The organism is Kribbella soli, assembly GCF_004331345.1.
Lineage (GTDB): Bacteria > Actinomycetota > Actinomycetes > Propionibacteriales > Kribbellaceae > Kribbella > Kribbella soli.
Window position 1 is genome coordinate 2,175,476 of sequence record NZ_SJJZ01000001.1, and the last position, 25,764, is coordinate 2,201,239.

The following is a 25,764-nucleotide window of genomic DNA, read 5'->3' on the forward strand; positions in this document are numbered from 1 at the left end:
AAACCTGCCACAACCGAGCCGTTTCGCGCACTGTCTATCTCTCGATCGTGGACACTCTCGGACCGGTCGAGCCCCGGACGACGAGCTCGGTTGCCAGCTCGACGTGCAGCGCCTCGACCTCGTGGCGTTCCAGCAGCCGGACCAGCAGGCTTACGGCCATCCGGCCCATCTCCTGCAACGGCTGGCGGACGGTGGTGAGCTGCGGGGTCGTCGCGCGGGCGAGGTCGATGTCGTCGAAGCCGGCGATCGAGAGGTCCCGCGGGACGGAGAGACCGCGTTCGGTCGCGGCCTGCAGCGCGCCGATCGCGGCCTTGTCGTTGAACGCGACCAGCGCCGTCGGCCGTGGATCGAGGTCGAGCAGCTCCCCGGCAGCTCGGTAACCGTGCGCCGTGGTCGGCTCCACGTGCCGGACCAGCGACGGATCGGGCAGGATGCCGACGTCCGCGAGCGCAGCCGAATGACCGCTCAGCCTCGCGTCAGCGGCGAGCCACTCGCGCGGTCCGGCGATCACACCGATCCGGGTGTGCCCGAGCCCTGTCAGGTACGCCGTGAGTTGCCGAGCGCCGGAGTGGTGAGCCGCGGACACGGACGGGATGTCACGAGGCAGCGCCGTACGAGGGTCGACGACGACGAACGGGAAGCGCCGCGAACTCAGCCGGACCAGGTCCTCGCGCGGCTCCGGCGGGAGGATCAGAATCGCGCCACCGATCCCGCGGCGGGACGCCAGGCTCGAGAGCGCCGGATCCTGCTGCGTGGCCTCGCCGGCATTGAGGACGACCTGCCTGCCGTGACGGTCCAGGGTCTCGGCGATCGACGACACGATCAGCCCGAAGTAGTCGGTCAGCACGTACGGGCAGCGCACGTAGACGGCTCCGTCGACGGGTTTCGCCGTACCGCCGCGCGGTGCGGGCGCACGCAGGCCGAGTTCCTCGACCGCCTGCTCGACGAGCTGCCGCGTCTCTGCCGCCACGCTGCCCTGCTGGTTGAGCACGCGGGACACCGTCGCGATCGACACCCCGGTCGCGGCCGCGACGTCCCGCACGGTCGCTCTATCGCGTGGCACTTGTTACATCCTTTTGTTTCACGCTCAGCACTCTAGCTCCACGCTCCCAGACCTTGACAGTCCTCGGCGGCGAGCGTTCTCTGTGGACGTTTGTTTCATCCAGAGGAGTGTGCGATGAGAACACCTGCCTTCGGCGTCGCTCTTGCTCTCGTGGTGGCGTCACTCACCGGACCCGCCCAGGCCCATCCCCCGACGACTCAGGTCAACGTCTGGGTCACCACGCCCGACCGCACCGAGCTGCTCCACGAGCGCGCACCGGTCTCGTTCCGTGACGGCGCGAGCGACCGGACCACGATCACGGTCGACCCGCGGACGACGTACCAGACCGTGGACGGCTTCGGCGCCTCGATCACGGACTCGTCGGCGAGTGTTCTGTACCGCCTCAGCCCGGCCGACCGCGAGCAGACGCTGCGCAAGCTGTTCGACCCGCGGCAGGGCATCGGCGTCAGCTTCCTGCGGCAGCCGGTCGGCTCGTCCGACTTCACGGCCGCGGCCGAGCACTACACGTACGACGACGTACCCGCCGGCCAGACCGACTTCGGGCTGCGGAACTTCAGCATCGCGCACGACCAGCAGCAGGTGCTGCCACTGCTCCGCCGCGCCAAGCAGCTCAACCCGGCGCTCAAGGTGATGGCGACGCCGTGGAGTCCGCCGGCGTGGATGAAGACCGGCGATTCTCTCGTCGGCGGACGGCTGAAGGACGACCCCAAGGTGTACGACGCTTACGCGCGTTACCTGGTGAAGTTCGTCCAGGCCTACACGCGGGCCGGCGTACCGATTGACTTCCTCTCGATCCAGAACGAGCCGCAGAACCGCAAGCCGAGCGCGTACCCGGGCACGGACCTGCCCGTCCGGCAGGAAGCAGCAGTGATCACCGCCCTGGGTCCACTGCTGCAGAAGGTCAGCCCGCGAACGAAGATCCTCGGGTACGACCACAACTGGACCACGCACCCCGGTGACATCGCCTCCACCCCGCCTGGTGAGGACCCGGAGACCGACTACCCGTACAAGCTGCTGCAGACCTCGGCGGCGAAGTGGATCGCGGGTACGGCGTACCACTGCTACTCCGGCGACCCGTCGAAGCAGACCGACCTGCACAAGGCGTTCCCGTCGAAGGGGATCTGGTTCACCGAGTGCTCCGGCTCGCACGGGCCGGACGACACCCCGCCGCAGATCTTCCGCGGCACGCTCACCTGGCACGCGCGCACGTTGATGCTCGGTACGACGCGCAACTGGGCGAAGTCGGTCGTCAACTGGAACATCGCACTCGACTCGACCGGCGGCCCGCACCTCGGCGGCTGCGACACCTGCACCGGCCTGGTCACGCTGCAGCCGGACGGGACGGTGTCGACGGATGCGGAGTACTACACGATCGGCCACCTGTCGAAGTTCGTGAAGCCGGGTGCGGTGCGGATCGGGAGTACGTCGTACGGGACGACCGGATGGAACGGGCAACTGATGTCGGCGGCGTTCCGCAATCCCGACGGCACGACGGCGCTCCTGGTGCACAACGAGAACGACGAGCCGCGGTCGTTCGCGGTGGCGGTCGGCGACGAGTCCTTCGAGTACGAGCTGCCGGGTGGATCGATCGCGACGTACACCTGGGGGCGGACGACGGCGGACGTGCCGCACGAGGTCTCGGCCGTGAGCGCTACGGCGAGCGTCAACGGAGCCGATGCGGGGTTGCTGATCGACGCGGACGGATCGACTGTGTGGCAGAGCAAGGCGGCGCAGGCTCCCGGTCAGTGGGTGCAGGTCGACCTGGGCAAGGCGCAGACGTTCCGTCAGGTCGCGTTGGACAGCGGCGGGAACCTCGGCGACTACGCGCACGGTCAGTCGGTTGCCGTCAGCAATGACGGGAACAGCTGGCGGACGGTCGCCGGCGGTACGTCGAGCAGCCAACTGACGACGATCGACCTACCGCCGACGCGAGCCCGCTACGTCCGGATCACGCAGACCGGCACCGCCGCCAACTGGTGGAGCCTCGCCGACGTGCGGCTCTACCGCTGAGCCTCGAGCCAGCACGCGACCGCGGCCGCCTGTTCGTTGCTCGCAGCAATGACCTGGAGGCCGACCGGAAGGCCGTCAGCCGGAATCGGCAGGCTGACGGCCGCGTGCCGGGTCAGGTTCGCCAGGCGGGTGTTGTTCATCAACTTCCGGCGGATGTCGAGGCCGCCGTCGGCCGCTGCGGTGATGAGCGGTGCGGTCGTCAGGACGGTCGGGGTCAGTACGGCGTCGACGTCGGCGAGGACTGCGTCCAGCGCGGCCACGATCCGGCCGGCATCGTCCTTCGCCCGCTCGTAGTCCGCGGGCTGCACCAATGCAGCCTCGAGCAGGCGGCGGCGGACATCGGGTTGATAGAGGTCTTGCGAGCGACCGCGGTGACTGGCCACCGCTTCGGGCCCTTGCAGGTTGGCTGCTGTGGAGTAGCTCTGGGACCAGTCGGGCAGCTGCACCTCCACGGCATCGAATGTATTCAAGGCAGCAGACCACGCACTGCTCACCGCAGGAGTCAGCCGGAGATACTCCGGGTTGGTCACGACACCGAGGCGGGGCTTACGCGGCGGCAAGAGAGCTACGCCTGCTAGCACGTTGAGCGCGTAGGCGGCATCTGACGCGGTTCTCGTGAGTACGCCGACATGGTCGAGGCTCTGGGACAGCGGGAACACCCGGTCGGTCGGCAGCGTGTTGTACGACGGTTTGAAGCCGACCACCCCGCACAGTGCAGCGGGGATGCGCACCGAGCCCGCGGTGTCCGTGCCGATCGCCAACGGCACCACGCCGGCTGCCACTGCAGCAGCTGATCCGGAGCTGGAGCCACCGGTCATCCGCGACAGGTCATGCGGGTTCCGGCACGGTCCGACGCGGTTCGACGTACCAAAGCAGCCGTAAGCGAACTCATGCGTGTGCGACAGTCCGATCACGATCGCACCGGCCGCACGCAACCGCCGTACGACCTCAGCGTCCTGCCGCCCGACCTCGTCCATGGAGGCGGACCCGCAGCGGTACGGCAGGCCTTCGACCTCGATGATTTCCTTCACCAGCACAGGTACGCCGGCCAGCGCACCGGTCCGGTCGTGAGCCACGGCCGCCTTCCGCGCACCGTCGACGTCCAGGTGCACGATCGCGTTCAGGTCCGCCACTTCGGTGGCCCGCGACAGCGCGTCCTCGACCAACCGCACCGGATCCAGCGCACCGTCCCGTACCCCGGCCGCGATCTCCTCCAACGTCCTCACTCGCCCATCAGACCACGGAGAGGAAACGGAAACAGGAGCGTCATGCCATCTTGCTACCGTCCGATGCATGGTGATCGAGGGAGTGACACTGCGACCGGCGCCGCCGACCGACGCGGAGGTGCTGGCCCTCACCACCGCGCAACAGGCCGAACTGGCGGCGATGTACGGCGAGGACCAGCCGCTGGTCGCACTGCACCCCGACATCGCGTTCACGGTGCTGACGCTGGACGAGACGCCGGTCGGCTGCGTCGGACTGCAGCCGGTCGCGCCCGGTCTCGGCGAGATCAAGCGGATGTACGTCGTCCCGTCCGCTCGCGGCTGGGGTCTGTCCCGCATGCTCCTCGAGGTGGTCGAGGAGCAGGCCCGGACGGCAGGTCTCGCCAGACTCCGCCTCGAGACCGGCACCAAGCAGGTCGAGGCAATCGCGCTCTACACCAACCACGGCTACCAGCCGACTCCGCCGTACCCGCCCTTCGAGAACGAGATCGCCTCCCTCTGCTACGCCAAGAACCTCTAGAGGTTCAGCACCAGGGCTTCGCCTTCGCGGTGGAAGCCTAGGTTCTTCAGGTATGGGGTGGAGTCGCGCATTCGGGGTGGAGCGATGACCTGGTGGAAGCCCTGGTCGGTGAAGACGTCGCTGCGGCGGTACACGAACTCGCCCGGCGTGAAGTCGCGGTACTTCGGCACCACGTAGTCGAGGTCGATCTGCGCGCGCCCGGTGCCAGCGTCGTGGGCGAGGACGACGCCGACGGTGCGGTCGCCGTGCTGGACCAGGAACGCGTACGGGCTCGCGGCGAGCGTGAAGCCGGGGTTGAACCGGGTGATGTCCTTCTGGTGCCGCTCCAGGATGTAGCCCAGGTACGCGTCGGCCGAGTTCACCGGGAGCACCTGGTACTCCGCCTCGTCGTGCCGGTGCCGGAGTAGTCGCCACAGATGTACGACGTTGATGACCGCGAGGACCGCGTTCATACCGACCATCGGCCACACGCCGACGACCGCGTTGAACCCGACCAGGATCACGCACCCGATCAGGTTCAGAAGCCGCAACCGCAGGATCCGGGTCTGCAACAACGACCACACAACAAGCGCGGATCCGCCCCACCCGATGATGCTCCACACGTCCACACCCGGAGACTAGTGCGAGTGAGCGATTTCCTGCTGCTGGACGGCGCCCCGTTACCGATGGTCGACCCGATGGTGCTGCGAGCAACGTCGTACGGTCACTTCACCTCGATGCAGGTCCGCGACGGTCGGGTCGACGGGCTGGATCTGCACTTCGAGCGTCTGGACCGCAGTACGCGCGAGGTGTTCGGCCAACCGCTCCCCGAGGACCGCGTCCGTGCCGACCTCCGCGCGGCGCTCGATCAGGCGGGCGTCGGCGACCTCTCGATCCGCGTGAACGTCTTCGCCGACGACGAGCTCCACCTCCTGACGCGAGTCGGCCCGCCGGTGGCTGCCGGCACCAGTCCGGTCCGCCTGCTCGCCTACCAGCACGAACGCGCCGTCCCGCACCTCAAGCACACCGGCACGTTCGACCTCACGTACTACGCCCACGCCGCCGAGCAGTCCGGGTACGACGACGCGGTCTTCCACACCGCGACGGGCGAGCTCTCCGAAGCCTCCATCTGGAACATCTGCTTCGCCCGCGGCCCGCACCTCATCTTCCCCACCGCACCAACCCTCCCCGGCATCCGCCAGCAACTCCTCCAACGTGGCCTCAAATCCTTCGAAACCACCCCGATCCCCCTCACCAACCTCCCGACGTACGACGCCGCCTACCTCACCAACTCCATCGACCCAGCCCTCTCCGTGGCGTCGATCACGACACCCACAGGCACCACGACATACGCCCCACACCCACCGTCGGCCACCACCATCACCAACGCCTACGCAAGCCTCCCCGCGCAGCCCATCTGACCGAACCGTCAGCTCTCGAGGTCCGCCTGCGCCGATTCATCCGCCTTCAACGACTGCCGGGTAGCGAGCAGCCGGTTGACCGGGACCTCCACCGTGAACGGGAGATCGACGCGGAGCACATCGGTCGAGCGAGCATGCACCACCGGCGAGCCGGACCTCAGGTCGAGGACGACGATCTCGGGGCCATCCGGCCCGAACTCGACGCGCCACATCCACTGGATGCCTGCCGCCGCGTACAACTGCGGCTTGAAGATCCGGTCCATGGCGGCGTTCGACGGTGAGACCACCTCGACCACCAGGTGCACATCCGCTGGGACCAGCGCTACGGAGTCCGTGAGCAGCGCCGACGACTGAGCGACGATGACGTCCGGCACCAGCAATCGTCCCGTGGTCAACTGGAAGTTGGTCGCCTCCACAACGTCGGCCTCGTCCGGCGCTGACTCGCGCAGGAACACAGATATCCGCCCAGCCACCAACTGATGTCGTGGTGCAGGCGCCGGTGTCACAAGCAAACTCCCGTCGATGATCTCGTAGCGCTGCCCGTCGTCGGGCAGGCCGGCGAGATCGGCCGTGGTCCACGGCCCGAAATGAGAGAGCGACTCGGTCATCGAGATACCTGCTTTCTGGGTGCTGGTCAGCACGCCCCGGCACACAAAGAGAATACGTGTTTCACACCTCGGATCGACGCGAAAACGCAGGCCTGTGGAAAACCCCGATCAGGCGCGGTCGGCCCACCAGCGGAGGAGTTCTTCTCGGGCTTCGGCTTCGCCTAGGGGGCCTTGGTCCAGGCGTAGTTCCATGAGGAATTTGTAGGCTTCGCCAACCTCGCGGCCGGGGGAGATTCCTAGGATCTGCATGATCTGGTTGCCGTCGAGGTCGGGGCGGAGGGCGTCGAGTTCCTCCTGCTCCTGCAGGCGCTCGATGCGGGCCTCGAGGTCGTCGTACGCGGCGCGGAGCGACTCCGCCTTGCGGCGGTTGCGGGTGGTGCAGTCGGCGCGGGTCAGGATGTGCAGCCGCTCGAGCTGGTCGCCGGCGTCCCGGACATAGCGGCGTACGGCGGAGTCCGTCCACTCACCCTCGCCGTACCCGTGGAAGCGCAGGTGCAGCTCGATCAGCTTGCTGATCTGCTCGATCTGCTCGTTGCTGAACCGCAGCGCCTTCATCCGCTTCCGGGCCAGCTTCGCCCCGACCACGTCGTGGTGGTGGAACGTCACCTTCCGCGCACCCTCGAACTTCAGCGTCTTCGGTTTCCCGATGTCGTGGATCAGTGCCGCGAACCGAACGACGAAATCGGGCGTCGGAACAGACAGACGAGATTCCAGATCGATGGCCTGATCGAGGACGGTGAGTGAGTGCTCGTACACATCCTTGTGCCGGTGGTGCTCGTCCTTCATCAGCTGCAGCGCCGGCAGCTCCGGCAGCACGTGCTCGACCAGCCCGGTCGAGACCAGCAGGTCGAGCCCGATCCGCGGGTGGTCGGCGCAGATCAGCTTCTCCAGCTCGTCGCGGACCCGCTCGGCGGACACGATCGTGATCCGGTCGGCCATCGCGGTCATCGCCGTCACCACGGCGGGGTCGGGTGTGAACCCGAGCTGCGCCGCGAACCGGGCCGCCCGCATCATCCGCAGCGGGTCGTCCGAGAACGAGTCCTCCGGCGTACCGGGGGTCCGGATCCGCTGGTGCGCGACGTCCTCCATCCCGCCGTACGGGTCGACGAACTGCCGCGACGGCAGCCGGACCGCCATCGCGTTCATCGCGAAGTCCCGGCGGGCCAGGTCGCCCTCCAGGCTGTCGCCGTACGACACCTCCGGCTTGCGCGAGGTGGGATCGTAGGTCTCGGACCTGTACGTCGTGACCTCCAGGACCCACTCGCCCTTCCGACTACCGATGGTGCCGAACGCCTTGCCGATGTCCCAGACATGGTCCGCCCAGCCGGACAGCAACCGCTCGATCACGTCCGGGTGCGCTGACGTGGTGAAGTCCAGATCCTTGCTCCCCCGGCCGAGGAGAATGTCCCGGACAGGACCGCCGACCAGGGCGATCTCGTGGCCTGCGTCGGCGAACCGGTGGCCCAGTTCGTCGACCACTGGAGCGAGTTCCAGCAGGGCCTGGACAGCTCGCCGCTGTGCGGCGGGCAACGATCCGGCGGAGCCTGACTGGTCGGCAAAGGGTGACACGGGGAACTAGGTTACGGTGACGGCGTGTTCAGACGGCGACTGAGGCTCTCCGCGGTGGCGGGAGCCTGCCTTGTGGTTGCTGCCTCGGCAGCGACTCTGGGCGCTCCGGCCGAGGCGGAGGCGGCGCCCGCCGACGAGCCGGCCGTCCAGGTCACCATCGACTCGTTCGGCCCAACCGCGCCGAAGCCCGGCGAGCCGGTCGTGATCAAGGGCCGGGTGACGAACACCAGCTCGGTGACGTTCGAGGAGCCGCAGGCCCTCGCATGTATCGACCGGACCCGCCTGGCCAGCACGGCCGCGCTGGACGCGATCTCCACCGAGCAGAACATCCCGATCAGCGAACGCGACAGCTGCCGCAACCTGACCAACGACGAGCAGACCTTCCAGCCGTTCGATCAGCCGCTGGCGCCTAAGGAAACGGTCGCGTTCACGCTGACCGTGCCTTGGAAGGAATGGCGGATCACCGACCACACCGGCGTGTACGTCGTCGGCGTCGCGTTCCGGGGGCAGCCGCCGAACAGCTCGCGGATCATGGCCGGCCGGGCCCGCACCCTGATGCCGGTGCTCGGCAAGGAGCCGTTGACCCGTCCGGTCAACACCGCCCTCGTCGTACCGCTGCGGCATCGCCCGACCCAGCTCGGCGGCAAGAACTTCGCGAACGAGTCGCTGGCCACGTCGCTGGCGCCGACCGGATCGCTCGGCCGGCTGCTCGCACTCGGCCGGCAGCACCAGGTCACCTGGCTGGTCGACCCGGCGATGCTCGACGAGATCCGGCAGCTGACCAAGGGGTACGTCGTCGTCGGCGAGAACGGCCAGACGACCGGCACCGGACAGGCCGTCGCGACCACCTGGCTCAGGGAGTTCGACGCCGGCCGGAGCCGCGGCAACCAGGTCGTGCTGCTGCCGTACGGCGACCCGGACGTCGCCAGCCTGCTGGACTCCGGCGACCCGCTGAAGAAGCTCGTCGGGCAGGCCCGCACGAAGACCGAGCGGTCCGGTGGCGAACTGGCCCCGGGCTTCACCAATGGGCTGTCGCTCGAGGGCGGCGCCGCCGCCGGTCGCTACCTGGCTGCTGCATCCACCGGTTTCGCCGGTGCCACTGCCGACGACCTGAACCTGGTCAGCAGCTCCTCGTGGTCGACGGCAAACCGCCCGGTGCTGACCACCAGCCCCGTGTACGACGTACTCACGCCGGAAGGCCCCGATCAGGCCGTCCGTACGGTGATCGCCAACTCGTCCCTGACCACCGGGGGCCCGGATCCAGAGACCGCCGAGAGCCCGCTCCAGGTCCGGCAACGGTTCGCGGCCGTCACCTCGCTGATCGCAGCCGGCGGTAAGGGCACCGCGTCCGTGGTCGTCGCGCCGCCCCGTGGCTGGGACAGCGACGGCCGCGCCACCGCTGCGCTCGCAGGCAGTCTGTCGCTGCCGTGGATCAAGGCCACCGACGTGGCCGGCGTAGTGGAGGCCAACCCGAGACCGCTGTCCACCAGGGCACCGGCCGCGGCGAAGTCGAACGGCGTACTGACCGAAACCCAGCTGGACAGCATCCGGCAGCTCGACGACGCGACCACCACGATGCAGGACCTGCTCGTCGACGGGAACGCGTTGCCGGAGGTGATGACGCAGGCGCTGCTGCGGTCCACCTCGTCCGGCTGGAACGGGTACCCGGAAGAGGCCCGGCGCTTCACCGCGATCGAGCTCGGCTCGGCCAACCAGCAGCTCGGGAAGGTGCACCTCGTGAACGCGAGCGTGGACCGCGGGCTGCGCAAGGAGATCAAGGTCAACCTGGCCGGCAGCAAGGGCACGTTCCCGCTGACGATCACCAACGACACCGACTGGTCGGTCCGGGTCGGCATCGTGGTCAGCTCGGCGAACCGGTCCGACCTGAAGATCAAGCCGCTGCAGACCGCCGTCCTCGGCCCCGGGCAGAAGTGGACGCCGCGGATCACCGCGAGCGCCGAGCAGAACGGTCTGATCCGCGCCAACGCGCAGGTGACCAACGCGGACGGCAGGCCGGTCGGCAAGCCCCAGGAGCTGCTGATCCAGGCCAGCCAGTACGGCAGCGTCGGCTGGATCCTGGTCGGCGCCGCGTGCGCCCTGCTGTTCGGTACGTCGTTCGTCCGCATCTATCGCCGGGTCCGCACCGAGCGCCGCAACACGGCCGCCGCGACCACCGGCGCCACCACGGACGCCGACCGCACCGCTGATCCCGCCCACGATCGCCCCGAGGCGAACGGCGTACCCGAAGCTCAAGCTCCGGATGCGTCCCTGAAAGAAGGAGTCGGTTCGAAGGATGGCTGACCGCACCCTGCGCTCCGCGGCGGTGATGGCAGCCGGAACGGTGCTGTCCCGCCTGCTCGGATTCATCCGGATCGCCCTGCTCGCGGCCGCCATCGGTACGGCGCTGCGCGGCGACATCTTCACCGCCGCGAACACGATCCCGAACAGCCTGTACATCCTGCTGGCCGGCGGCGTCTTCAACACCGTGCTGGTCCCGCAACTGGTGCGCGCGATCAAGAACCACGACGACGACGGCCAGGACTTCACGAACCGGATCCTGACGTTCGGCTTCGTCGTCCTCGCGGTCGTCACGGTGGCCTGTGTGCTGCTCGCGCCGGCGATCGCCGAGCTGTACCTGCCGAAGGAACTGCACGACCCGTCCCGGGCGACCGAGAAGGCGAACATGATCATGTTCGTCCGGCTCTGCCTGCCGCAGATCTTCTTCTACGGCGCGTTCGTCCTGGTCGGGCAGGTGCTGAACGCGCGCCGCCGGTTCGGTCCGATGATGTGGGCGCCGATCGCGAACAACATCGTCGCGTGCGCGTCGATCGTGGTCTTCCTGCTGATCTACCGGGTCGGCGACAACCCGCCGACGTACAGCCACGGCGAGGAACTGCTGCTCGGTCTCGGGCACACCGTGGGCATCGCCGTACAGCTGCTGGTGCTGCTGCCCTATCTGAAGGCGAGCGGGCACACCTACCGGCCGAAGTTCGGTCTCCGCGGAACTGGTCTGGGACACACTGCCCGATTGGGCATCTGGACAGTTTTCTTCGTCGCCGTGAACCAGGTGACGCTGGTCGTCGTCACCCAGCTCGCCATCGCCGGTAGCGCCTCGGACGACCCCGGCGCGAAGGCCGGTCTGTTCGCGTACAGCACCGCGATGCTGATCATCCTGGTGCCGCACGGCATCGTCACGGTCTCGCTCGCGACCGCGGCCCTGCCGCAGATGTCGGCGCTGGCGGCCGACGGCGACACCGCCGAGGTGGGACGGATGTCCGCCCGGTCGATCCGGCAGACGCTCGCGATCGTCGTACCGGCGGCGGCCGCGATGATCGCGTTCGCCTACCCGATCGTGACGATCATCGCCGGGTACGGCTCGGGCAAGAACAACCTGACGCTGATGTCCTACACGTTGATGACGCTGGCGCTCGGGATCGTGCCGTTCACCGTGCAGTACTTCCAGCTCCGCACGTTCTACGCCTTCGAGGACACCCGTACGCCGTTCTTCCTGCAGTGCGTGATCGCAGCGACGAACATCGCGGCGGCCGTGATCGGGGTCCGTGTGCTGCTGGACCAGGCGCACCTCCGGTTCAGCGGTGTGGTGCTCGGTGGGGCGTACGCGCTGGCGTACCTGGTCGCCGTACTGATCTCCCGGCCCGTCCTGCGGCGCAAGGTGCCGCGGGTCCCGGGCGCCGGGATCGGGCTGCCGATGCTCGCGATGGTGATCGCCGCGGTCGCCGGCGCCGGCGCGGGGCGCGTGGTGCTCTGGCTGCTGAACCTCGCGATCGACTGGTCCGGACCCCTCGGCGCCGTCCTCCAACTGGCCGTCGCGGCGGTCGTGATGCTGCCGGTGTACGCCGCCGTGGCGCGGGTACTCCGCATCCACGAGGTCAACGACGTGGTGTCCATGGTCACATCGAAGTTGCCGATCCGCCGCTGATCCGGACCGCTTGTGCATTAGTGCACCACCTGTCCGGTCAGTGGGGCACTACGATGGGGCTGCGATCAGGAGCCGGGTACATTGGAGGGCGAGAGACACCGTGTCGAACCAGACCGTGAGTCCTGGTGCCCTCCTGGCCGGGCGGTACCGGATCGCCGAGCTGCTCGCGGAGATCGACGGAGCCCGGGTATGGCGTGCCGTGGACGAGGTCCTCAGCCGCGCGGTCGTCGTCGACGTCCTGCCGGTCGGTGACCCGCGGACCAATCTGCTCTTCGACGCTGCCCGCCGGGCCGCCGCGGCGAACGACCCGCGCTTCCTGCGGGTCCTCGACTGCGACATGCACGACGGCGTGACGTACTGCGTTCGCGAGTGGGCGGGCGGCCGGACGCTGGAGCGGATGCTCGGCAGCGGACCGCTCACCGGACAGCAGGCGGGCTGGTTGGCCCGCGAGGTGTCCGAGGCCCTCGAGAACCTGCACCGCACCGGCTACGCGCACGGAGCGATCAGCCCGGCGACCGTGGTGATCACGGACGCGGGCGCGATCAAGGTCATCGGTGTCGCCACCGAGGCGGCCCTGCGGTCGTCCGGCGCCGGTTCGCCGGAAGAGGACGTCCATTCCCTCGGCCAGCTGCTCTACGCGTCGCTGACCGGCCGCTGGCCCGGTCCGGCTCCGGCCTGGGGACTGCAGCCCGCGCCCGTCGAGCACGGCCGGCTGCTGAGCCCGCGCCAGGTGCGCGCCGGCGTACCGCGCTCGCTGGACGACATCTGCGACCGCCTGCTCGGTGACCCGCCGCGGCACCACGCGCCGCCGATCACCAGCGCGGCCGGCCTGTCCGCGGCGCTGTCCGGCGTCGTCGGCAGCTCGCACGAGCCGCCGAACCAGATGGACGAGACCGTCCAGGTCGCCCGGCAGAACGGCAGCGTCGACGACGCCACCCAGGTGGTGCCGCAGGCCTCGCCGCCGGCGATCGACCCGACCCCGCAACCGGCGTACGGCGAGGAGCCGAACGGGTACCGCCCGCCGCAACCGGCGTACAACCAGGCCGCCGACACCCGTCCGGTACGTCGGCAGCCACCGCCGCCCTCGAACGGGAACGGCCGGCGCCGGCACGAGGAGCCGAAGGCTAAGGGCGGATGGGGCGGCCGGATCCTGATCCTGCTCGCGATCCTGGCCCTGCTGTCGGTGATCGCGATGGCGCAGTTCCTGCTCAAGGGCGCGATGAACAACGACCAGGGCAGCGGCGACGGTGGCTCGAAGAGCAGTGCCCCGCCGCAGACCAGCACCACCCCGTCGGCGACCACCGGCGGGAAGGCGGTGATCGCCGGCGCCAAGGACTTCGACCCGCCGCCGGGCGACAACGTGGAGCACCCCAAGGACGTCCCGAACACGTACGACGGCGACCCGAGTACGGTCTGGAAGACGCAGTCGTACAAGAAGCGGCCGAACCTCGGCGGCCTGAAGCCGGGCGTCGGCATCTACTACAACCTCGGCGCGAAGACCTCCGTCTCGAGCGTCGCGGTCGCGCTGGTGGGTGACGACACCAGCCTCCAGGTGCTGGTCCCGACCGGTGACACCACCAAGCCGCCGTCGTCGATCGACGGCTGGAAGGCGGTGGCGGCCAAGGAGGACCAGCCCGAGGGTACGGTGACCGTGACCCTGCCGGCCGGGACCCAGTCGCAGTACGTGCTGGTGTGGCTGACGAAGCTGCCGAAGGTGTCTGACGGTTATCAGGGCATCATCTCGGAGGTCACGATCCAGAAATGACCGCTCACGTGGACTCGGGCAATCCGCCGCCCCGGCCGGACGTCCCGCGCATCGGCGCGGGCGAGCCGGTGCCGCAGGGTGCGGTGCAGCCTGCCCCGACGAGCGGTCCGGTGAGCTACGACGAACTGGACGACCACGAGCTGCTGCGGATGCACGTGTCCGGCAACCCGGATTCGTTCGGGTTCCTGGTCAAGCGGCACCGGGACCGGATGTGGGCGGTCGCGATCCGCACCCTCGGTGAGCCCGAGGAGGCCGCGGACGCGCTCCAGGAGGCCTTCATCTCGGCGTTCCGGCGGGCCGACTCGTTCCGCGGGGACGCGAAGGTGACCACCTGGCTGCACCGGATCGTCGTGAACGCCTGCCTGGACCGGATCCGCCGCCGCCAGGTGCGCGCCGCGGACCCGCTGCCAGAGGACGAGGACCGCGCCGCCGAGCTGGCCGGGCCGGCCGAGGACGACCCGGCCGAGGTCCGGGAACGCCGGCTGGACGTGCTGCACGCACTGAAGCAGATCAACGAGGACCAGCGCGCCGCGCTGGTCCTGGTCGACATGGAGGGCTACTCGATCGAGGAGGCGGCCGCGATCCTCGACTGCGCCCCCGGCACGGTCAAGTCGCGCTGCGCCCGCGGTCGCGCCAAGCTGCTCCCGCTGTTGCGTCACTGGCAGACGACCCGGCAGTCCGACGTACCGGGGAAGTCCGCCACGGAAGCGGTGGGAACCGAATGAGCCGGTCCCCCGTCGTAGCGAAGTCGCCTGCCTCTGGCGACCGGACGACTGACGCCTTCGACCGGAGTTTTTCTATGACCACGCTGCGCACCTCCCGTGAGGAGGCGAGCCCCCATGACCGATCCCGGTCTGCCGACCAGTGAGCACCTCGAGCACCTGGACACGGACACGATCGCCGACCTGATCGAGAACCTGCTGCCTGCCCCCGAGGCGCACCGCGCTCGTGAGCATGTGAAGGCATGCCCTGAGTGCCAGCAGACATATGACGCCCTTCTGCAACTGACCACCGACCTGGCCGAAGAGGGCCGCAGCGACATCCCGATCCCGGCCGACGTCGCCGAGCACCTGGATGCGGTGATCGTGTCCGAGTCGGTGCTCCGCGCGTCCACGGTCGGCGTGCACTCGCTGGCTCAGATCCGCGAGGAGCCGCGCCGGCACCTGCCGAAGCTGCTCGGTGCGGCGGCCGGTGTGGTGCTGATCGCCGCACTCGGCGTCGGCGTGGTGATCGCCACCAAGGACCAGGCGACCGAGGGCGCCGCCTCCGCCGACCAGAACAGCCCGCCGGCCGACGCGGTGGCGGTCAGCACCAAGGACATCGGCCCGTCGACGAAGCGGTGGCTGGACCACACCCCGCATTCGATCCTGCACGGCTCGGCCGACGAGCAGTCGTGCGCCCGGTCGTTCGCGGTCGGCCACGCGAATTCGAACGTCCGGCTGGTCCAGCCCGCCAAGATCGACGGCAAGCGGGCCACGATCATCGGGCTGCAGGGTTCGGGGCCGGGTGAGATCCAGGTCTTCGCGGTCACTGGATGTAGCGTGCCGGGCGGCGTACCCAGCTCGTTCTTCGAGACCACGGTCACGCTGGGCAACCGCTGAGTCCACACGCCGTACGGCGATGCGGTAGCGCGGCCCCGCGATGGGTACCGTGGGAATGGTCGGCCTCTAGGATCCGTTGAGTACGACGTCACTGTCTCGACGACACCGAGGAACGCCTGTATGAGCGACTCCACCACAGTCCGCAACGTCATCATCGTCGGCTCCGGCCCGGCCGGTTACACCGCCGCGGTGTACGCCGCACGCGCGGCACTGGAGCCGTTGGTCTTCGAGGGCTCCGTCACCGCCGGTGGCGCGCTGATGAACACCACCGAGGTGGAGAACTTCCCGGGCTTCTCGCAGGGCATCATGGGCCCGGCGCTGATGGACGAGATGCGCACCCAGGCCGAGCGCTTCGGCGCCGAGCTGGTGGCCGACGACGTGACCAAGGTCGACCTGACCGGCGACATCAAGGTCGTCACCGACTCGGCCGGCACCGAGCACCGTGCCAAGGCCGTCATCCTGGCGATGGGTTCGGGCTACCGCAAGCTCGGCCTGTCCGACGAGGACCGGATGTCCGGGCACGGTGTGTCCTGGTGTGCGACCTGCGACGGCTTCTTCTTCCGTGACCACGAGATCGCGGTCGTCGGCGGCGGCGACTCCGCCGTCGAGGAGGCCACCTTCCTGACCAAGTTCGCGAAGAAGGTGCACCTGGTGCACCGCCGCGACGAGCTGCGGGCCTCGAAGATCATGGCCGACCGGGCGTACGCCAACGACAAGATCGAGTTCCAGTGGAACTCCGCGGTCGACAAGATCCACGGTGACGACAAGCTCACCCACCTGACCCTGAAGGACACCGTCACCGGCGAGACCCGGGAACTGCCGGCCACCGGCCTGTTCATCGCGATCGGCCACGACCCGCGCTCGGAGCTCGTCAAGGGCCAGGTCGACCTGGACGACGAGGGCTACGTGCTGGTCAAGGAGGGCAGCACCGAGACCAACCTGCGCGGTGTGTTCGCGGCCGGCGACCTGGTGGACCACACCTACCGGCAGGCGATCACCGCCGCCGGCACCGGCTGTGCGGCCGCCCTGGACGCCGAGCGCTACCTGGCCGCCCTGGAGGACGCCGAGCACGCGGCGGCCGCCACCGAGCCTGTCTCCGTCTGAACCTGAACCTCACACATCACTGAAGGAGTTACGCCCGTGGGCGAGAAGATGAACGCTGTCACCGACGCCGAGTTCGACCAGACCGTGCTGAAGAGCGACAAGCCGGTCCTGGTCGACTTCTGGGCCGAGTGGTGTGGCCCTTGCCGCCAGGTGTCCCCCATCCTGGAGGAGCTGGCGCAGGACCACAGCGACAAGATCACGTTCCTGAAGATGAACGTGGACGAGAACCCGGTTACCCCGAGCAACTACAGGGTCACCGGTATCCCTACGATCAACGTCTACGTGAACGGTGAGCTCGCCAAGTCCATCGTCGGCGCGAAGCCGAAGGCGGCACTGCTCAAGGAGCTCGCCGACTTCACTGCCTGAAGTTCCGCCACACCGGCAAGGAGTCACACCTGATGGAATCCCCGCACGGCGTGTACCGCATCGGCGACAGCGGTGAGGCGGTCGCTGAGATCGTCGGCAAGCTGCAAAGACTCGGGCTGCTGACCGGCGGCCACGACGTCTACGACGAAGCGACCGCGCACGCCGTCCGGGGATTCCAGCAGCAACGCGGGCTGATGATCGACGGGGTCGTCGGCCCGCAGACGTACCGGGCGATCGACGACGCACGCTGGCGGCTGGGCGACCGGCTGCTGACGTACGTCCCGTCGCACCCGATGAGTGGTGACGACGTGCTGAGCCTGCAGGCGAAACTGCAGGAGCTCGGGTTCGCGGTCGCCCGGATCGACGGGATCTTCGCCGCCGACACCCAGCGCGCGGTGACAGAGTTCCAGCGCAACATGGGTCTGCCGGCCGACGGCACCTGTGGGCCGTCGACGTTCAAGGCACTGCAGCGGATCCGGCCGATGGCGACCGGCGGCCGCCCGGACGCACTGCGCGCGCGGGAAGCCGTGCGCGCTGCCGGGCCGCGACTGTCCGGCAAGACCGTGGTGATCGACCCGGGTCACGGCGGCTTCGACTACGGCTGGGAGGGCTACGGCCTGCGCGAGTCCGACATCGCGTACGACCTGGCTGCCCGGATCGAGGGTCGGCTCGGCGCCACCGGCGTACGGGCGTATTTGTCGCGTGGCCGCGATCAGGGGCCGGACGAGCTGGAGCGGGCCGCGTTCGCGAACGAGACGGACGCGAACCTCTGCGTCTCGCTGCACACCGACGGGTCGATGAACCCGGCCGCGCAGGGCGTCGCGACGTACTTCTACGGCAACGACCTGCACGGTGCCACGTCGAGCGTCGGCGAGCAGTTCGCCGGCCTGGTGCAGCGCGAGATCGTCGCCCGCACCGACCTGCTTAACTGCCACACCCACGCCAAGACCTGGGACCTGCTCCGCCGGACCAAGATGCCCGCGGTGCGCCTCGAGATCGGGTACGTCACGAACCCGCACGACTCCGCCCGCCTGGCCGACCCGGCCTTCCGCGACGTGATCGCCGAGGCGATCGTGGTCGCCATCCAGCGCGTCTACCTCCCGCCGGACCAGGACGCCGCCACCGGCATGCTCCGCTTCGGCCAACTCACCGTCTGAGCTAGTCAGCGAGTAACGGGTCACCTACCGTTGGTTGTGACATTCCAACCTGGGGGTGGCAATGATCCGCTGGCTCAGTTGTCTCGGTCTGTTGGCAGTACTCCTCACACCATCACCCCCCGAGGCCGCCGGAGCCGCTGAGGCCGGCCGACTGGTCGCGATCACCGACCAGGACTACGACAACGCGTCGGCGGCCCGGATCCGGTTGATGGACCCGGCGGTCGCGAACTGGAACACCGCGGCCGCCCAGAAGTGGACCTGGTCCCCCACCAACAGCAACGGATTCTCCGGACTGACCAGCGCTTGGGGTCTACCGTCCGACGTGAAACTGCGGATGAAGAGCGGGGCGTACGTCGCTCTCGTGACGGACTCCCGTGGCCTCGCCGGACTGATCAGCTATCCGGCCGGTCAGCGGCTCTGGGCCACAAACGTTGGATCTGCCAACAACCCGCACAGCATCGAGCTCCTGCCCGACGGCAACGTTGCGGTGGCTGCGAGCACCGGTGGATTCGTCCGCATCTACAAGGCATCCCAAGGCTCGGCGTCGTACATCGCCTATCCGCTGCCGGACGCGCACGGCGTGCAGTGGGATCCCGCCCGGCAACTGCTCTGGGTTCTGGGTGGCAGCAAATTGGCCGGCCTGAAGCTCAGCGGAACACCAGCGAACCCGGTGATCACCGAAGGTCCGGTGATCACTCTGCCGACCGCCGGCGGCCACGATCTGACCCCGGTGCTGGAGAACCACGACCTGCTCTGGGTATCGACCGGCTCGACGGTCTATCAGGTCAGCAAGTCCGCCGAGGCTGTCGTCGCGTCGTTTGACCAGGCAGGCATCAAGAGCATCAGCAGCATGCCGAACGCCCAGCAGGTCAGGACGTCCCCAAAGGCCGGCTGCCGAACCACGTGGTGCACCGACACCGTGAACTTCGCCGTACCCGCGGCGACGCGGACCTTGACCGGTGCAGAGATCTACAAGGCCCGCGTCTGGAGCTCGCGCTACGAGTGACCTGCCTGTCGATTTCCGGAGGGGCCGTTCGTCAACTGGATGAGTTCGGTGATGACACCGGGCCTGTTCAGGGAGGGTTCATGGCACATCCAGTCGTCCATGCCGAGATCAGGTCGGCGGACCCCGACAAGACCCGGGAGTTCTTCGCGGAGTTGTTCGGATGGAAGGTCGCGTCCGAGGGCGCAGTTCCGGGATACACGTTCATCGACACCGGGGCCGAGGGCGGACCGTACGTCGCCATCAGTCCGCGGCAGAGCACTGAGGACGAGGTGCTGTTCTTCGTGGCCGTCGAGGACGTCGCAGCCACTCTTGCGCGTGCCGAGGGGCTGGGCGGACACATCGTCCAGCCGGCTCAGCACGTGCCAGGCACCAGCTTCGGTGTGTTCGCCGACGCGCAGGGCCACAAGATCGGAGTGGCCGCTACCGAATGATGGGCTACTCCTTTTCCAGCGCGATCCGCGGGAGGAGTCGCTCGAGGCTGCTCGGTAGCCACCAGGCGTGGTTGCCGAGTAGGCGGAGTACGGCTGGGACGATGATGCAGCGGATCAGGAGTGCGTCCAACAGGACGGCCGTTGCCAGGCCGAGGCCGAATTGCTTCAGCATCCGATCCGGGCTCAGCAGGAACGCGCCGAACACCACGATCATGATCGCGGCCGCCGCCGTGATCACGCTGCCCGTCGTCGCCAGCCCTTCGCGCACCGCGACCCGTGCATCCCCGGTACGCCGCCACTCCTCATGGATGCGCGACACCAGGAAGACCTCGTAGTCCATCGACAACCCGAACACGATCGCGAAGATCATCACCGGGACGAACGCCTCGATCGGCCCGGGCTGCGCACCGAACCAGCCCTGCTGGAACACCAGCGTGATCACCCCGAGCGAGGCGCCGATGCTGAGCAGATTGAGTGCGGCGGCCTTCAACGGGATCAGCACCGACCGGAACACCGCCATCAGCAGCAACGCCGACAGGCCCACCACGACCAGCACGAAGATCGGCAGCCGCTTGCTCACCGCAGCCGCGAAGTCGTCCGCGGCCGCTGTCGACCCACCGACCAGGTACGTCGCTCTGGTCTGTGACTCGAGCTTGGGCAAGGTGTCGTCGCGCAACCGCTGCACGAGGTCGCTCGTGGCCGCGTCCTGCGGCGCCGACTTCGGGAACGCCAACACCGTGGCGACCTTGCCGTCCGGTGTCACCTGCGGCGGCGTCACCGCGGCGATCCCGGGATCAGCGGCCAACGTCTGTCCGAGCGCCTGCGCCGCAGCCTGATCGCCCTCCGAAACCACGACGAGCGGACCGTTGAACCCAGGCCCGAACCCTTCCGCCAACAGGTCGTACGCCTTCCGGCTCGTCTTCGCCGGATCGTCCGTCCCCGCGTCCGCGAACCCGAGCCGCATCCCCAACGCGGGCAGCGACAACGCCACCAGCGCGAGAACCCCGAGCACCAGCGGCACCCACGGCCCACGCTGTACAACGCCGGCCAACTTCCGCCAGCCGTCGCCAGGGGTACGCCGCTGCTTCGCGGCATGCTTACGCACGCTCCGCTCGATCCGCTTCCCGAACAGCGTCAGCAACGACGGCAGCAACGTCACCGCCGCGAGCATCGTCATCAGCACGGTCAACGTGACACCGAGTGCAACGCCTTGCAGCGAACCGAGTCCCAACGCCAGCAGGCCGAGGAGCGCGATGACGACGGTGCAACCGGCGAACATCACCGAGCGGCCCGCGGTGTCCAAGGCAACGACCTTCGCGTCGGCCTCGCCCTTCAGCAACTCGTGGCGATAGCGCGAGAAGATCAGCAACGCATAGTCGATGCCGACGCCGAGCCCGACGAGCATCATCACCGGCGTCGTGTACTCCGGCACCGTGAACAGGTGCGACGCGAGCATCAGCAACGCGACCGTGCTGCCGACCGCGAACACCGCGGTCAACAACGGAAGTGTTGCCGCAAGCAACGACCCGAAGAGGAAGACCAGGATCACCAACGCAGCCAGGATTCCCGCACCCTCGGACGCGCCACCCGAACTCTCGGCAGCATTCCGCGCCAGATCCCCGCCGGCCTCGACCTGGAATCCGGGCCGCCCGAAGTCCTGGGCACGATGGATGATCGTCCGTACGTCGTCCACCGGCACGTCCGCCACCGCGACATCCAGCCCGACCGTCGCGTACGCCGTACGTCGATCTGTCGACATGGCGCCCGGACCGGCGAACGGGTCGGCGACCGAGGCGACGTGTGGCAGGCCCCGGACCACCGCCAGCATCGACGCGATCCGCGACTTCTCCGCATCGAGACCGCCGTCGGCCTGGAAGACGAGCTGGACCGACGCGGTGTCGCCCTTGGGCTGATGCGCCGTGAAGATGTCCGTCACCCGCTGGGAGTCGGTGTCCGGCAACGAGTTGTCGTTCTTGTAGTTGGCGCCGACCACCGTCGCCGCGGCGGTGACCGCGGCCAGCACGAGCACCCAGAGCAGGAGCGCGAGGCCGGCGTGCCGCATCGCCCACCCGGAGACCCGGTGCAGCAGACCAGGCCGGGTGGCTTGTCGGATCTGGGTGTCCACGGTCATGGAGAATCCTTGATAAGTAGGTTGGCTACATGTTGCCTCTCGACAGTAACAGACATATGAGTAGACTGGCTACATGAAGGCGGATGCGCTGCGTGGACACCTCGACCCGATGATCCTGGCGGTCGTCGAGCACGAACCACTGCACGGTTACGCGATCATGGAGGCGTTGCTGGAGCGCAGCGGCGGCGAGCTCGATCTGCCGACCGGCACGCTCTACCCGGCGCTCCGGCGCCTCGAGCGGGCCGGTTACCTGGCCAGCGAGTGGAGCACGGTCGGCGGGCGGAAACGCCGTACCTACCAGCTCACCAGTGCCGGTACGAAGATGCTTGCCTCAGGCAAGCAGGAGTGGGTGACGTTCCGCGCTGTGGTGGAAGGCGTGTTACGCCCGGGCCAGGCGTAGGCCGCGCGCCGCCTGCTGGCCGACCAGCACGAGCGGCAGCACCACGAAAGCGCCGACGACGCTGAGGTCGAGCAGACCGTTCGGATGCGGGCTGGTCAACGCCATCAGGACGCCGATCCCGCCGATCGCCACGGCGTTCGCGAGCGCGAAGAGCGTGGTCACTTTGGTCACGTGAGTCCGTACGAACGGGCTCCGCAGACCGATTCCGGCAGCAACGACCGCGAGAACCGCGCCGACCATGGCTATCGTGCCGACGTTCCGAACCAATGCCTGCAGGAGGTCGTTCAACGGGTTCGGATCGTCCGGGCCGCTGTTCCAGCTCCAGGCGCCCTCCCGCCACACGATCGGCTGGATGATCAACGCCGCGAACAGCAACACCGCCGTACGCCGGCTCTGGCTGACGGCGAGGTCCGCGCGATAGCCCGGCGCAACCTCCTCGAGTGTGCCGAACTCGGCCACTGCGTGCTTCTCTGCGTCGTACCTGCCCAGCCCGTCCGCCTCGAAAGCCTCGCTGGCGTCGGTCAGGTGGTCGCGGGCCTCGGCCAGCAGGTCCGCCTTGCGACGCCGGGGCCCCCAGAGCTCCTTGCTCAGGGCAGCGAGGTACGCGTCGATGGGCACCTCTCCAGTATGAGGAGGCTGCCGCCACCTCACGTCCGGGGTCCCACTGACTCACCCCTGAGCTTCGTACGCCGCCGTATGACGAAGAAGCCGACGTACCCGATCACCACCAGGACGAATCCGACCTTCTCCGCGGTCGGGGTCGCGCCGTCGGGCCACAGCCTGCCGTTGAGGTAGTGCTGGATGTACCCGCTCGTGTAGACGCTCTCGCCGCCCTGCCGGCGGAAGAACTTCTCGGTCGCGGTCACCGGGCAGCCGAAGTCGACCAGCACGATCACGAGGTTCCACACCACGATGCCGAGGTGGACCCAGATCAGCTTCGGCCAGCGCCACGCAAGGAACGCGCCGACCACGAAGAACAGCAGCAAGGCGCCGTGCACGATCATCACCACGTCGGCCAGCGCCCGCCAGACCATGCGGCTACTCCGGGCCTGATCTCAAGGCGTCCCGAACCGTCACCGGCCCGGTCGGGGCCTGCTCCGGCCGGATGGCGCCCATCAGGCGCTCGACGGCGGCCTCCATCTCGCTGCGCCAGGTGATCGCCGACCGCAGGTCCAGCCGCAGCCGCGGATTCCGCGGATGATCACGCACCACCCCGAAGCCCACCGCGCGCAGGAAGTCGGTCGGCCAGACACAGCCCGGCCCGTCCCACCGCGAGTCCCCGAACGCCTCCATTGCCCGGAATCCACGCTTCAGCACGTCCTTGGCGACCGCCTGGACCAGGATCTTCCCGAGCCCGAGGCCCAGGTACCGCGGCAGGATCCGTCCGGTCGCGAGGACGACGGCGTCCGAACTGACGGGTGCGGTCGGAAACGCCTGGATCCGGGGCAGGTACGTCCCCGGCGCGTACACCGCGTACCCGGCCGGCTCGTCGTCGACGTACAGCACGATCCCGGCGGTCCCCCAGTCGAGCAGCAACTGGGACAGCCAGGCTTCCTTCTCCAGCCCGGTGTCACCGTTACGGTCGGCCCGGCGCGCGGCCACCGGGTCGAGTTGCCAGAACACGCAGTCACGGCAGGGCACCGGCAGCTCACCGAGATTGGCGAGCGTCAGCGGTTCCACCCGTCGGGCCATCAGCGCATCCGATCGGCGGTACAGACTGTTAGCTTCGTCACGGTGCGTGCGGCCCGGACCGTCATCGGGCGGCTGGTTCGGCCGCCGGTTCGGGGACGGGGGACGGGGTCCGCGCGTCCGTGGTGCAGGTCGCCTCGGGAGCGACGTACCGCTGCTGCACCTTCCCTGCGGGTTGCCGCCTGAACAGCTCGCCGGCGAACCCCGCCAGCACACCCAGTACCAAGCCACCGAGCGTCCAGCCGGCTGTCCTGCCCACGCTCATCCTGATCCGCCTTCCGAGTCCACCTCTCAGGCCGCACCAGTCCGGCCGGCTGTCTCAACAGCCAGATTCCGGCATGGTCGAACCTGCCCCTATAAGGCATGGTAGTGAGAGGTCACGCCGATCCCCAGCCCCGACTGGGGTCTGTCGACGTAACCTGGTGACTTCCCCCTCGATCACCGTTGGAGTGGCCCCCGTGAGTGCTGACGTGCCCGATGTCCGGCAGACCCGTCTCGACAACTACGTCGAAGCGTATGCAGCCCGGACCAAGGGCATGACCGCATCGGAGATCAGAGCGCTGTTCTCGGTCGCCAGCCGGCCGGAGGTGGTGTCGCTCGCGGGCGGCATGCCGAACATCGGCGGTCTGCCGCTCGACGTGGTCGGCAGCGCGGTCCGCGACCTGGTGACCGACAGCGGCGCCACCGCTATGCAGTACGGCTCCGGCCAGGGCGACCCGACGCTGCGCGAACAGATCTGCGACATCATGCGGCTGGAGGGCATCGAGGCCCATCCGGACGACGTCGTGGTCACGGTCGGCAGCCAGCAGGCCGTCGACCTGGTGACGCGGGTGTTCTGCGATCCCGGCGACGTGGTCATCTGCGAGGCGCCGTCGTACGTCGGCGCGCTCGGCGTCTTCCGTGCGTACCAGTGCGAGGTCGTCCACGTGGCGATGGACGACGACGGCGTCGTACCGGAGGCGCTGGAGCAGGCGATCGCGTCGGTGCGCGCGGCCGGGAAGCGGATCAAGTTCTTCTACACGATCCCGAACTTCCACAACCCGGCCGGGGTTTCGCTGTCCGACGAGCGGCGGGCCCGGGTGCTGGAGATCTGCCAGCGGGCCGAGCTGCTGATCCTCGAGGACAACCCGTACGGGTTGCTCGGGTTCGAGGGTGAGCCGCAGAAGGCGCTGCGTGCGGAGGATCGCGAAGGCGTCATCTACCTCGGATCGTTCTCGAAGACGTTCGCGCCCGGGTTCCGGGTCGGCTGGGCGGTTGCGCCGCACGCCGTACGGGAGAAACTCGTGCTGGCACAGGAGTCCGCGACACTGTGCCCGCCGACGTTCAGTCAGCTCGCAATCTCGTCGTACCTGGTCCGGCATGACTGGATGGGCCAGGTGAAGCAGTTCCGGGAGATGTACCGCGAGCGCCGGGACGCGATGCTCGCGGCGCTGACGGAAAAGATGCCAGCGGCAACCACCTGGACGCGGCCGCGGGGTGGGTTCTACGTCTGGCTGACGTTGCCGGAAGGGCTGGACGCGAAGGCGATGCTGCCCCGGGCGGTCACGGCGCGGGTCGCGTACGTGCCCGGAACGGCCTTCTTCGCTGACGGTTTCGGCTCCCAGTGCATGCGGCTGTCGTACTGTCATCCGACGCCGGAGCGGATCACCGACGGCGTCGGCAGGCTCGCCGCGGTGATCAACGAGGAGCTCGAGCTCCGGCACACGTTCGGCCCGCTGACACCAGGCGCCGGCCACGGGTACGACGCTCCAGGGCCGGAACTGAGCTAGCTTCCGGTTCGC

25 protein-coding genes are annotated in these 25,764 nt (G+C 68.6%); 15 read left to right on the forward strand and 10 right to left on the reverse strand.

Annotation, left to right across the window (positions count from 1 at the left end):
• Positions 1-34: 34 nt before the first annotated feature.
• On the reverse strand, positions 35-1,063 hold the full coding sequence (locus tag E0H45_RS10920) for a LacI family DNA-binding transcriptional regulator (RefSeq protein WP_131336660.1): 1,029 nt from the start codon (positions 1,061-1,063) through the stop codon (positions 35-37).
• Between the two features lie 114 nt (positions 1,064-1,177).
• On the opposite strand from E0H45_RS10920, the gene E0H45_RS10925 reads away from it, so the two are divergent.
• Positions 1,178-3,073 (forward strand): discoidin domain-containing protein, encoded by a 1,896-nt coding sequence (locus tag E0H45_RS10925; protein WP_131336662.1) that lies wholly within the window; start codon positions 1,178-1,180, stop codon positions 3,071-3,073.
• Here E0H45_RS10925 and E0H45_RS10930 read toward each other — a convergent pair.
• Positions 3,064-4,299 (reverse strand): amidase, encoded by a 1,236-nt coding sequence (locus tag E0H45_RS10930; RefSeq protein WP_131336664.1) that lies wholly within the window; start codon positions 4,297-4,299, stop codon positions 3,064-3,066. The genes E0H45_RS10925 and E0H45_RS10930 overlap by 10 nt on opposite strands.
• A gap of 67 nt (positions 4,300-4,366) precedes the next feature.
• On the opposite strand from E0H45_RS10930, the gene E0H45_RS10935 reads away from it, so the two are divergent.
• Entirely contained in the window at positions 4,367-4,816 is a 450-nt protein-coding gene (locus E0H45_RS10935) for a GNAT family N-acetyltransferase (protein WP_131336666.1), read from the forward strand.
• Here E0H45_RS10935 and E0H45_RS10940 read toward each other — a convergent pair.
• Entirely contained in the window at positions 4,813-5,424 is a 612-nt protein-coding gene (locus tag E0H45_RS10940) for a YgjV family protein (protein ID WP_131336668.1), read from the reverse strand. The two genes, E0H45_RS10935 and E0H45_RS10940, sit on opposite strands and share 4 nt — an antisense overlap.
• 18 nt (positions 5,425-5,442) lie before the next feature.
• On the opposite strand from E0H45_RS10940, the gene E0H45_RS10945 reads away from it, so the two are divergent.
• On the forward strand, positions 5,443-6,216 hold the full coding sequence (locus E0H45_RS10945; protein WP_131336670.1) for an aminotransferase class IV: 774 nt from the start codon (positions 5,443-5,445) through the stop codon (positions 6,214-6,216).
• An 8-nt stretch (positions 6,217-6,224) separates the two neighbouring features.
• Here E0H45_RS10945 and E0H45_RS10950 read toward each other — a convergent pair whose 3' ends face one another.
• Both E0H45_RS10950 and E0H45_RS10955 read right to left on the reverse strand, forming a co-directional pair.
• On the reverse strand, positions 6,225-6,824 hold the full coding sequence (locus E0H45_RS10950; protein WP_131336672.1) for a Uma2 family endonuclease: 600 nt from the start codon (positions 6,822-6,824) through the stop codon (positions 6,225-6,227).
• A gap of 108 nt (positions 6,825-6,932) precedes the next feature.
• Entirely contained in the window at positions 6,933-8,393 is a 1,461-nt protein-coding gene (locus tag E0H45_RS10955) for a CCA tRNA nucleotidyltransferase (RefSeq protein ID WP_420323326.1), read from the reverse strand.
• A gap of 24 nt (positions 8,394-8,417) precedes the next feature.
• Here E0H45_RS10955 and E0H45_RS10960 point away from each other — a divergent pair, with 24 nt between their 5' ends.
• The 10 genes from E0H45_RS10960 to E0H45_RS11005 all read left to right on the forward strand — a co-directional run bounded on the left by E0H45_RS10960 (position 8,418) and on the right by E0H45_RS11005 (position 19,763).
• Positions 8,418-10,694: a DUF6049 family protein gene (locus tag E0H45_RS10960; protein WP_131336674.1), complete on the forward strand. Its 2,277-nt coding sequence runs from the start codon at positions 8,418-8,420 to the stop codon at positions 10,692-10,694.
• On the forward strand, positions 10,687-12,333 hold the full coding sequence (murJ, locus tag E0H45_RS10965; protein ID WP_131336676.1) for a murein biosynthesis integral membrane protein MurJ: 1,647 nt from the start codon (positions 10,687-10,689) through the stop codon (positions 12,331-12,333). The genes E0H45_RS10960 and murJ overlap by 8 nt, the downstream gene beginning before the upstream one ends.
• A 100-nt stretch (positions 12,334-12,433) precedes the next feature.
• A complete protein-coding gene (locus E0H45_RS10970; protein ID WP_131336678.1) occupies positions 12,434-14,098 on the forward strand; it encodes a protein kinase family protein in 1,665 nt (554 codons plus the stop codon).
• Positions 14,095-14,823: an RNA polymerase sigma factor SigM gene (gene sigM, locus E0H45_RS10975; protein WP_238154902.1), complete on the forward strand. Its 729-nt coding sequence runs from the start codon at positions 14,095-14,097 to the stop codon at positions 14,821-14,823. The genes E0H45_RS10970 and sigM overlap by 4 nt, the downstream gene beginning before the upstream one ends.
• A 114-nt stretch (positions 14,824-14,937) precedes the next feature.
• A complete protein-coding gene (locus E0H45_RS10980; protein WP_131336680.1) occupies positions 14,938-15,699 on the forward strand; it encodes an anti-sigma factor family protein in 762 nt (253 codons plus the stop codon).
• Positions 15,700-15,819: 120 nt separating this feature from the next.
• Positions 15,820-16,803: a thioredoxin-disulfide reductase gene (trxB, locus tag E0H45_RS10985; protein ID WP_131336681.1), complete on the forward strand. Its 984-nt coding sequence runs from the start codon at positions 15,820-15,822 to the stop codon at positions 16,801-16,803.
• A 48-nt stretch (positions 16,804-16,851) separates the two neighbouring features.
• On the forward strand, positions 16,852-17,169 hold the full coding sequence (gene trxA / locus E0H45_RS10990) for a thioredoxin (protein WP_202872325.1): 318 nt from the start codon (positions 16,852-16,854) through the stop codon (positions 17,167-17,169).
• A gap of 32 nt (positions 17,170-17,201) precedes the next feature.
• Positions 17,202-18,326, forward strand: a complete 1,125-nt coding sequence (locus E0H45_RS10995) for an N-acetylmuramoyl-L-alanine amidase (protein WP_131336685.1) — start codon at positions 17,202-17,204, stop codon at positions 18,324-18,326.
• Positions 18,327-18,387: 61 nt separating this feature from the next.
• Positions 18,388-19,332: a DUF6528 family protein gene (locus E0H45_RS11000; protein ID WP_272948957.1), complete on the forward strand. Its 945-nt coding sequence runs from the start codon at positions 18,388-18,390 to the stop codon at positions 19,330-19,332.
• An 80-nt stretch (positions 19,333-19,412) separates the two neighbouring features.
• Positions 19,413-19,763 (forward strand): VOC family protein, encoded by a 351-nt coding sequence (locus E0H45_RS11005; RefSeq protein WP_131336689.1) that lies wholly within the window; start codon positions 19,413-19,415, stop codon positions 19,761-19,763.
• 4 nt (positions 19,764-19,767) lie between these two features.
• Here the strand turns inward: E0H45_RS11005 and E0H45_RS11010 are convergent, their stop codons facing one another.
• Positions 19,768-21,894, reverse strand: a complete 2,127-nt coding sequence (locus E0H45_RS11010; protein ID WP_131336691.1) for an MMPL family transporter — start codon at positions 21,892-21,894, stop codon at positions 19,768-19,770.
• Between the two features lie 73 nt (positions 21,895-21,967).
• Between E0H45_RS11010 and E0H45_RS11015 the strand changes: the two genes are divergently transcribed.
• Entirely contained in the window at positions 21,968-22,294 is a 327-nt protein-coding gene (locus tag E0H45_RS11015) for a PadR family transcriptional regulator (RefSeq protein ID WP_130386477.1), read from the forward strand.
• On the opposite strand, the gene E0H45_RS11020 is transcribed toward E0H45_RS11015, so the two are convergent.
• The 4 genes from E0H45_RS11020 to E0H45_RS11035 all read right to left on the reverse strand — a co-directional run bounded on the left by E0H45_RS11020 (position 22,274) and on the right by E0H45_RS11035 (position 24,248).
• Positions 22,274-22,912, reverse strand: a complete 639-nt coding sequence (locus E0H45_RS11020; RefSeq protein WP_202872249.1) for a permease prefix domain 1-containing protein — start codon at positions 22,910-22,912, stop codon at positions 22,274-22,276. The genes E0H45_RS11015 and E0H45_RS11020 overlap by 21 nt on opposite strands.
• A 29-nt stretch (positions 22,913-22,941) precedes the next feature.
• Positions 22,942-23,328 (reverse strand): DUF2784 domain-containing protein, encoded by a 387-nt coding sequence (locus E0H45_RS11025; protein ID WP_131336695.1) that lies wholly within the window; start codon positions 23,326-23,328, stop codon positions 22,942-22,944.
• Positions 23,329-23,332: 4 nt separating this feature from the next.
• Positions 23,333-23,986, reverse strand: coding sequence for a GNAT family N-acetyltransferase (locus E0H45_RS11030; protein WP_131336697.1), 654 nt, complete (start codon positions 23,984-23,986; stop codon positions 23,333-23,335).
• A gap of 61 nt (positions 23,987-24,047) precedes the next feature.
• On the reverse strand, positions 24,048-24,248 hold the full coding sequence (locus tag E0H45_RS11035) for a hypothetical protein (protein WP_131336699.1): 201 nt from the start codon (positions 24,246-24,248) through the stop codon (positions 24,048-24,050).
• Positions 24,249-24,441: 193 nt separating this feature from the next.
• Between E0H45_RS11035 and E0H45_RS11040 the strand changes: the two genes are divergently transcribed.
• Positions 24,442-25,752, forward strand: a complete 1,311-nt coding sequence (locus E0H45_RS11040) for an aminotransferase-like domain-containing protein (protein ID WP_131336701.1) — start codon at positions 24,442-24,444, stop codon at positions 25,750-25,752.
• Positions 25,753-25,764: the final 12 nt, after the last annotated feature.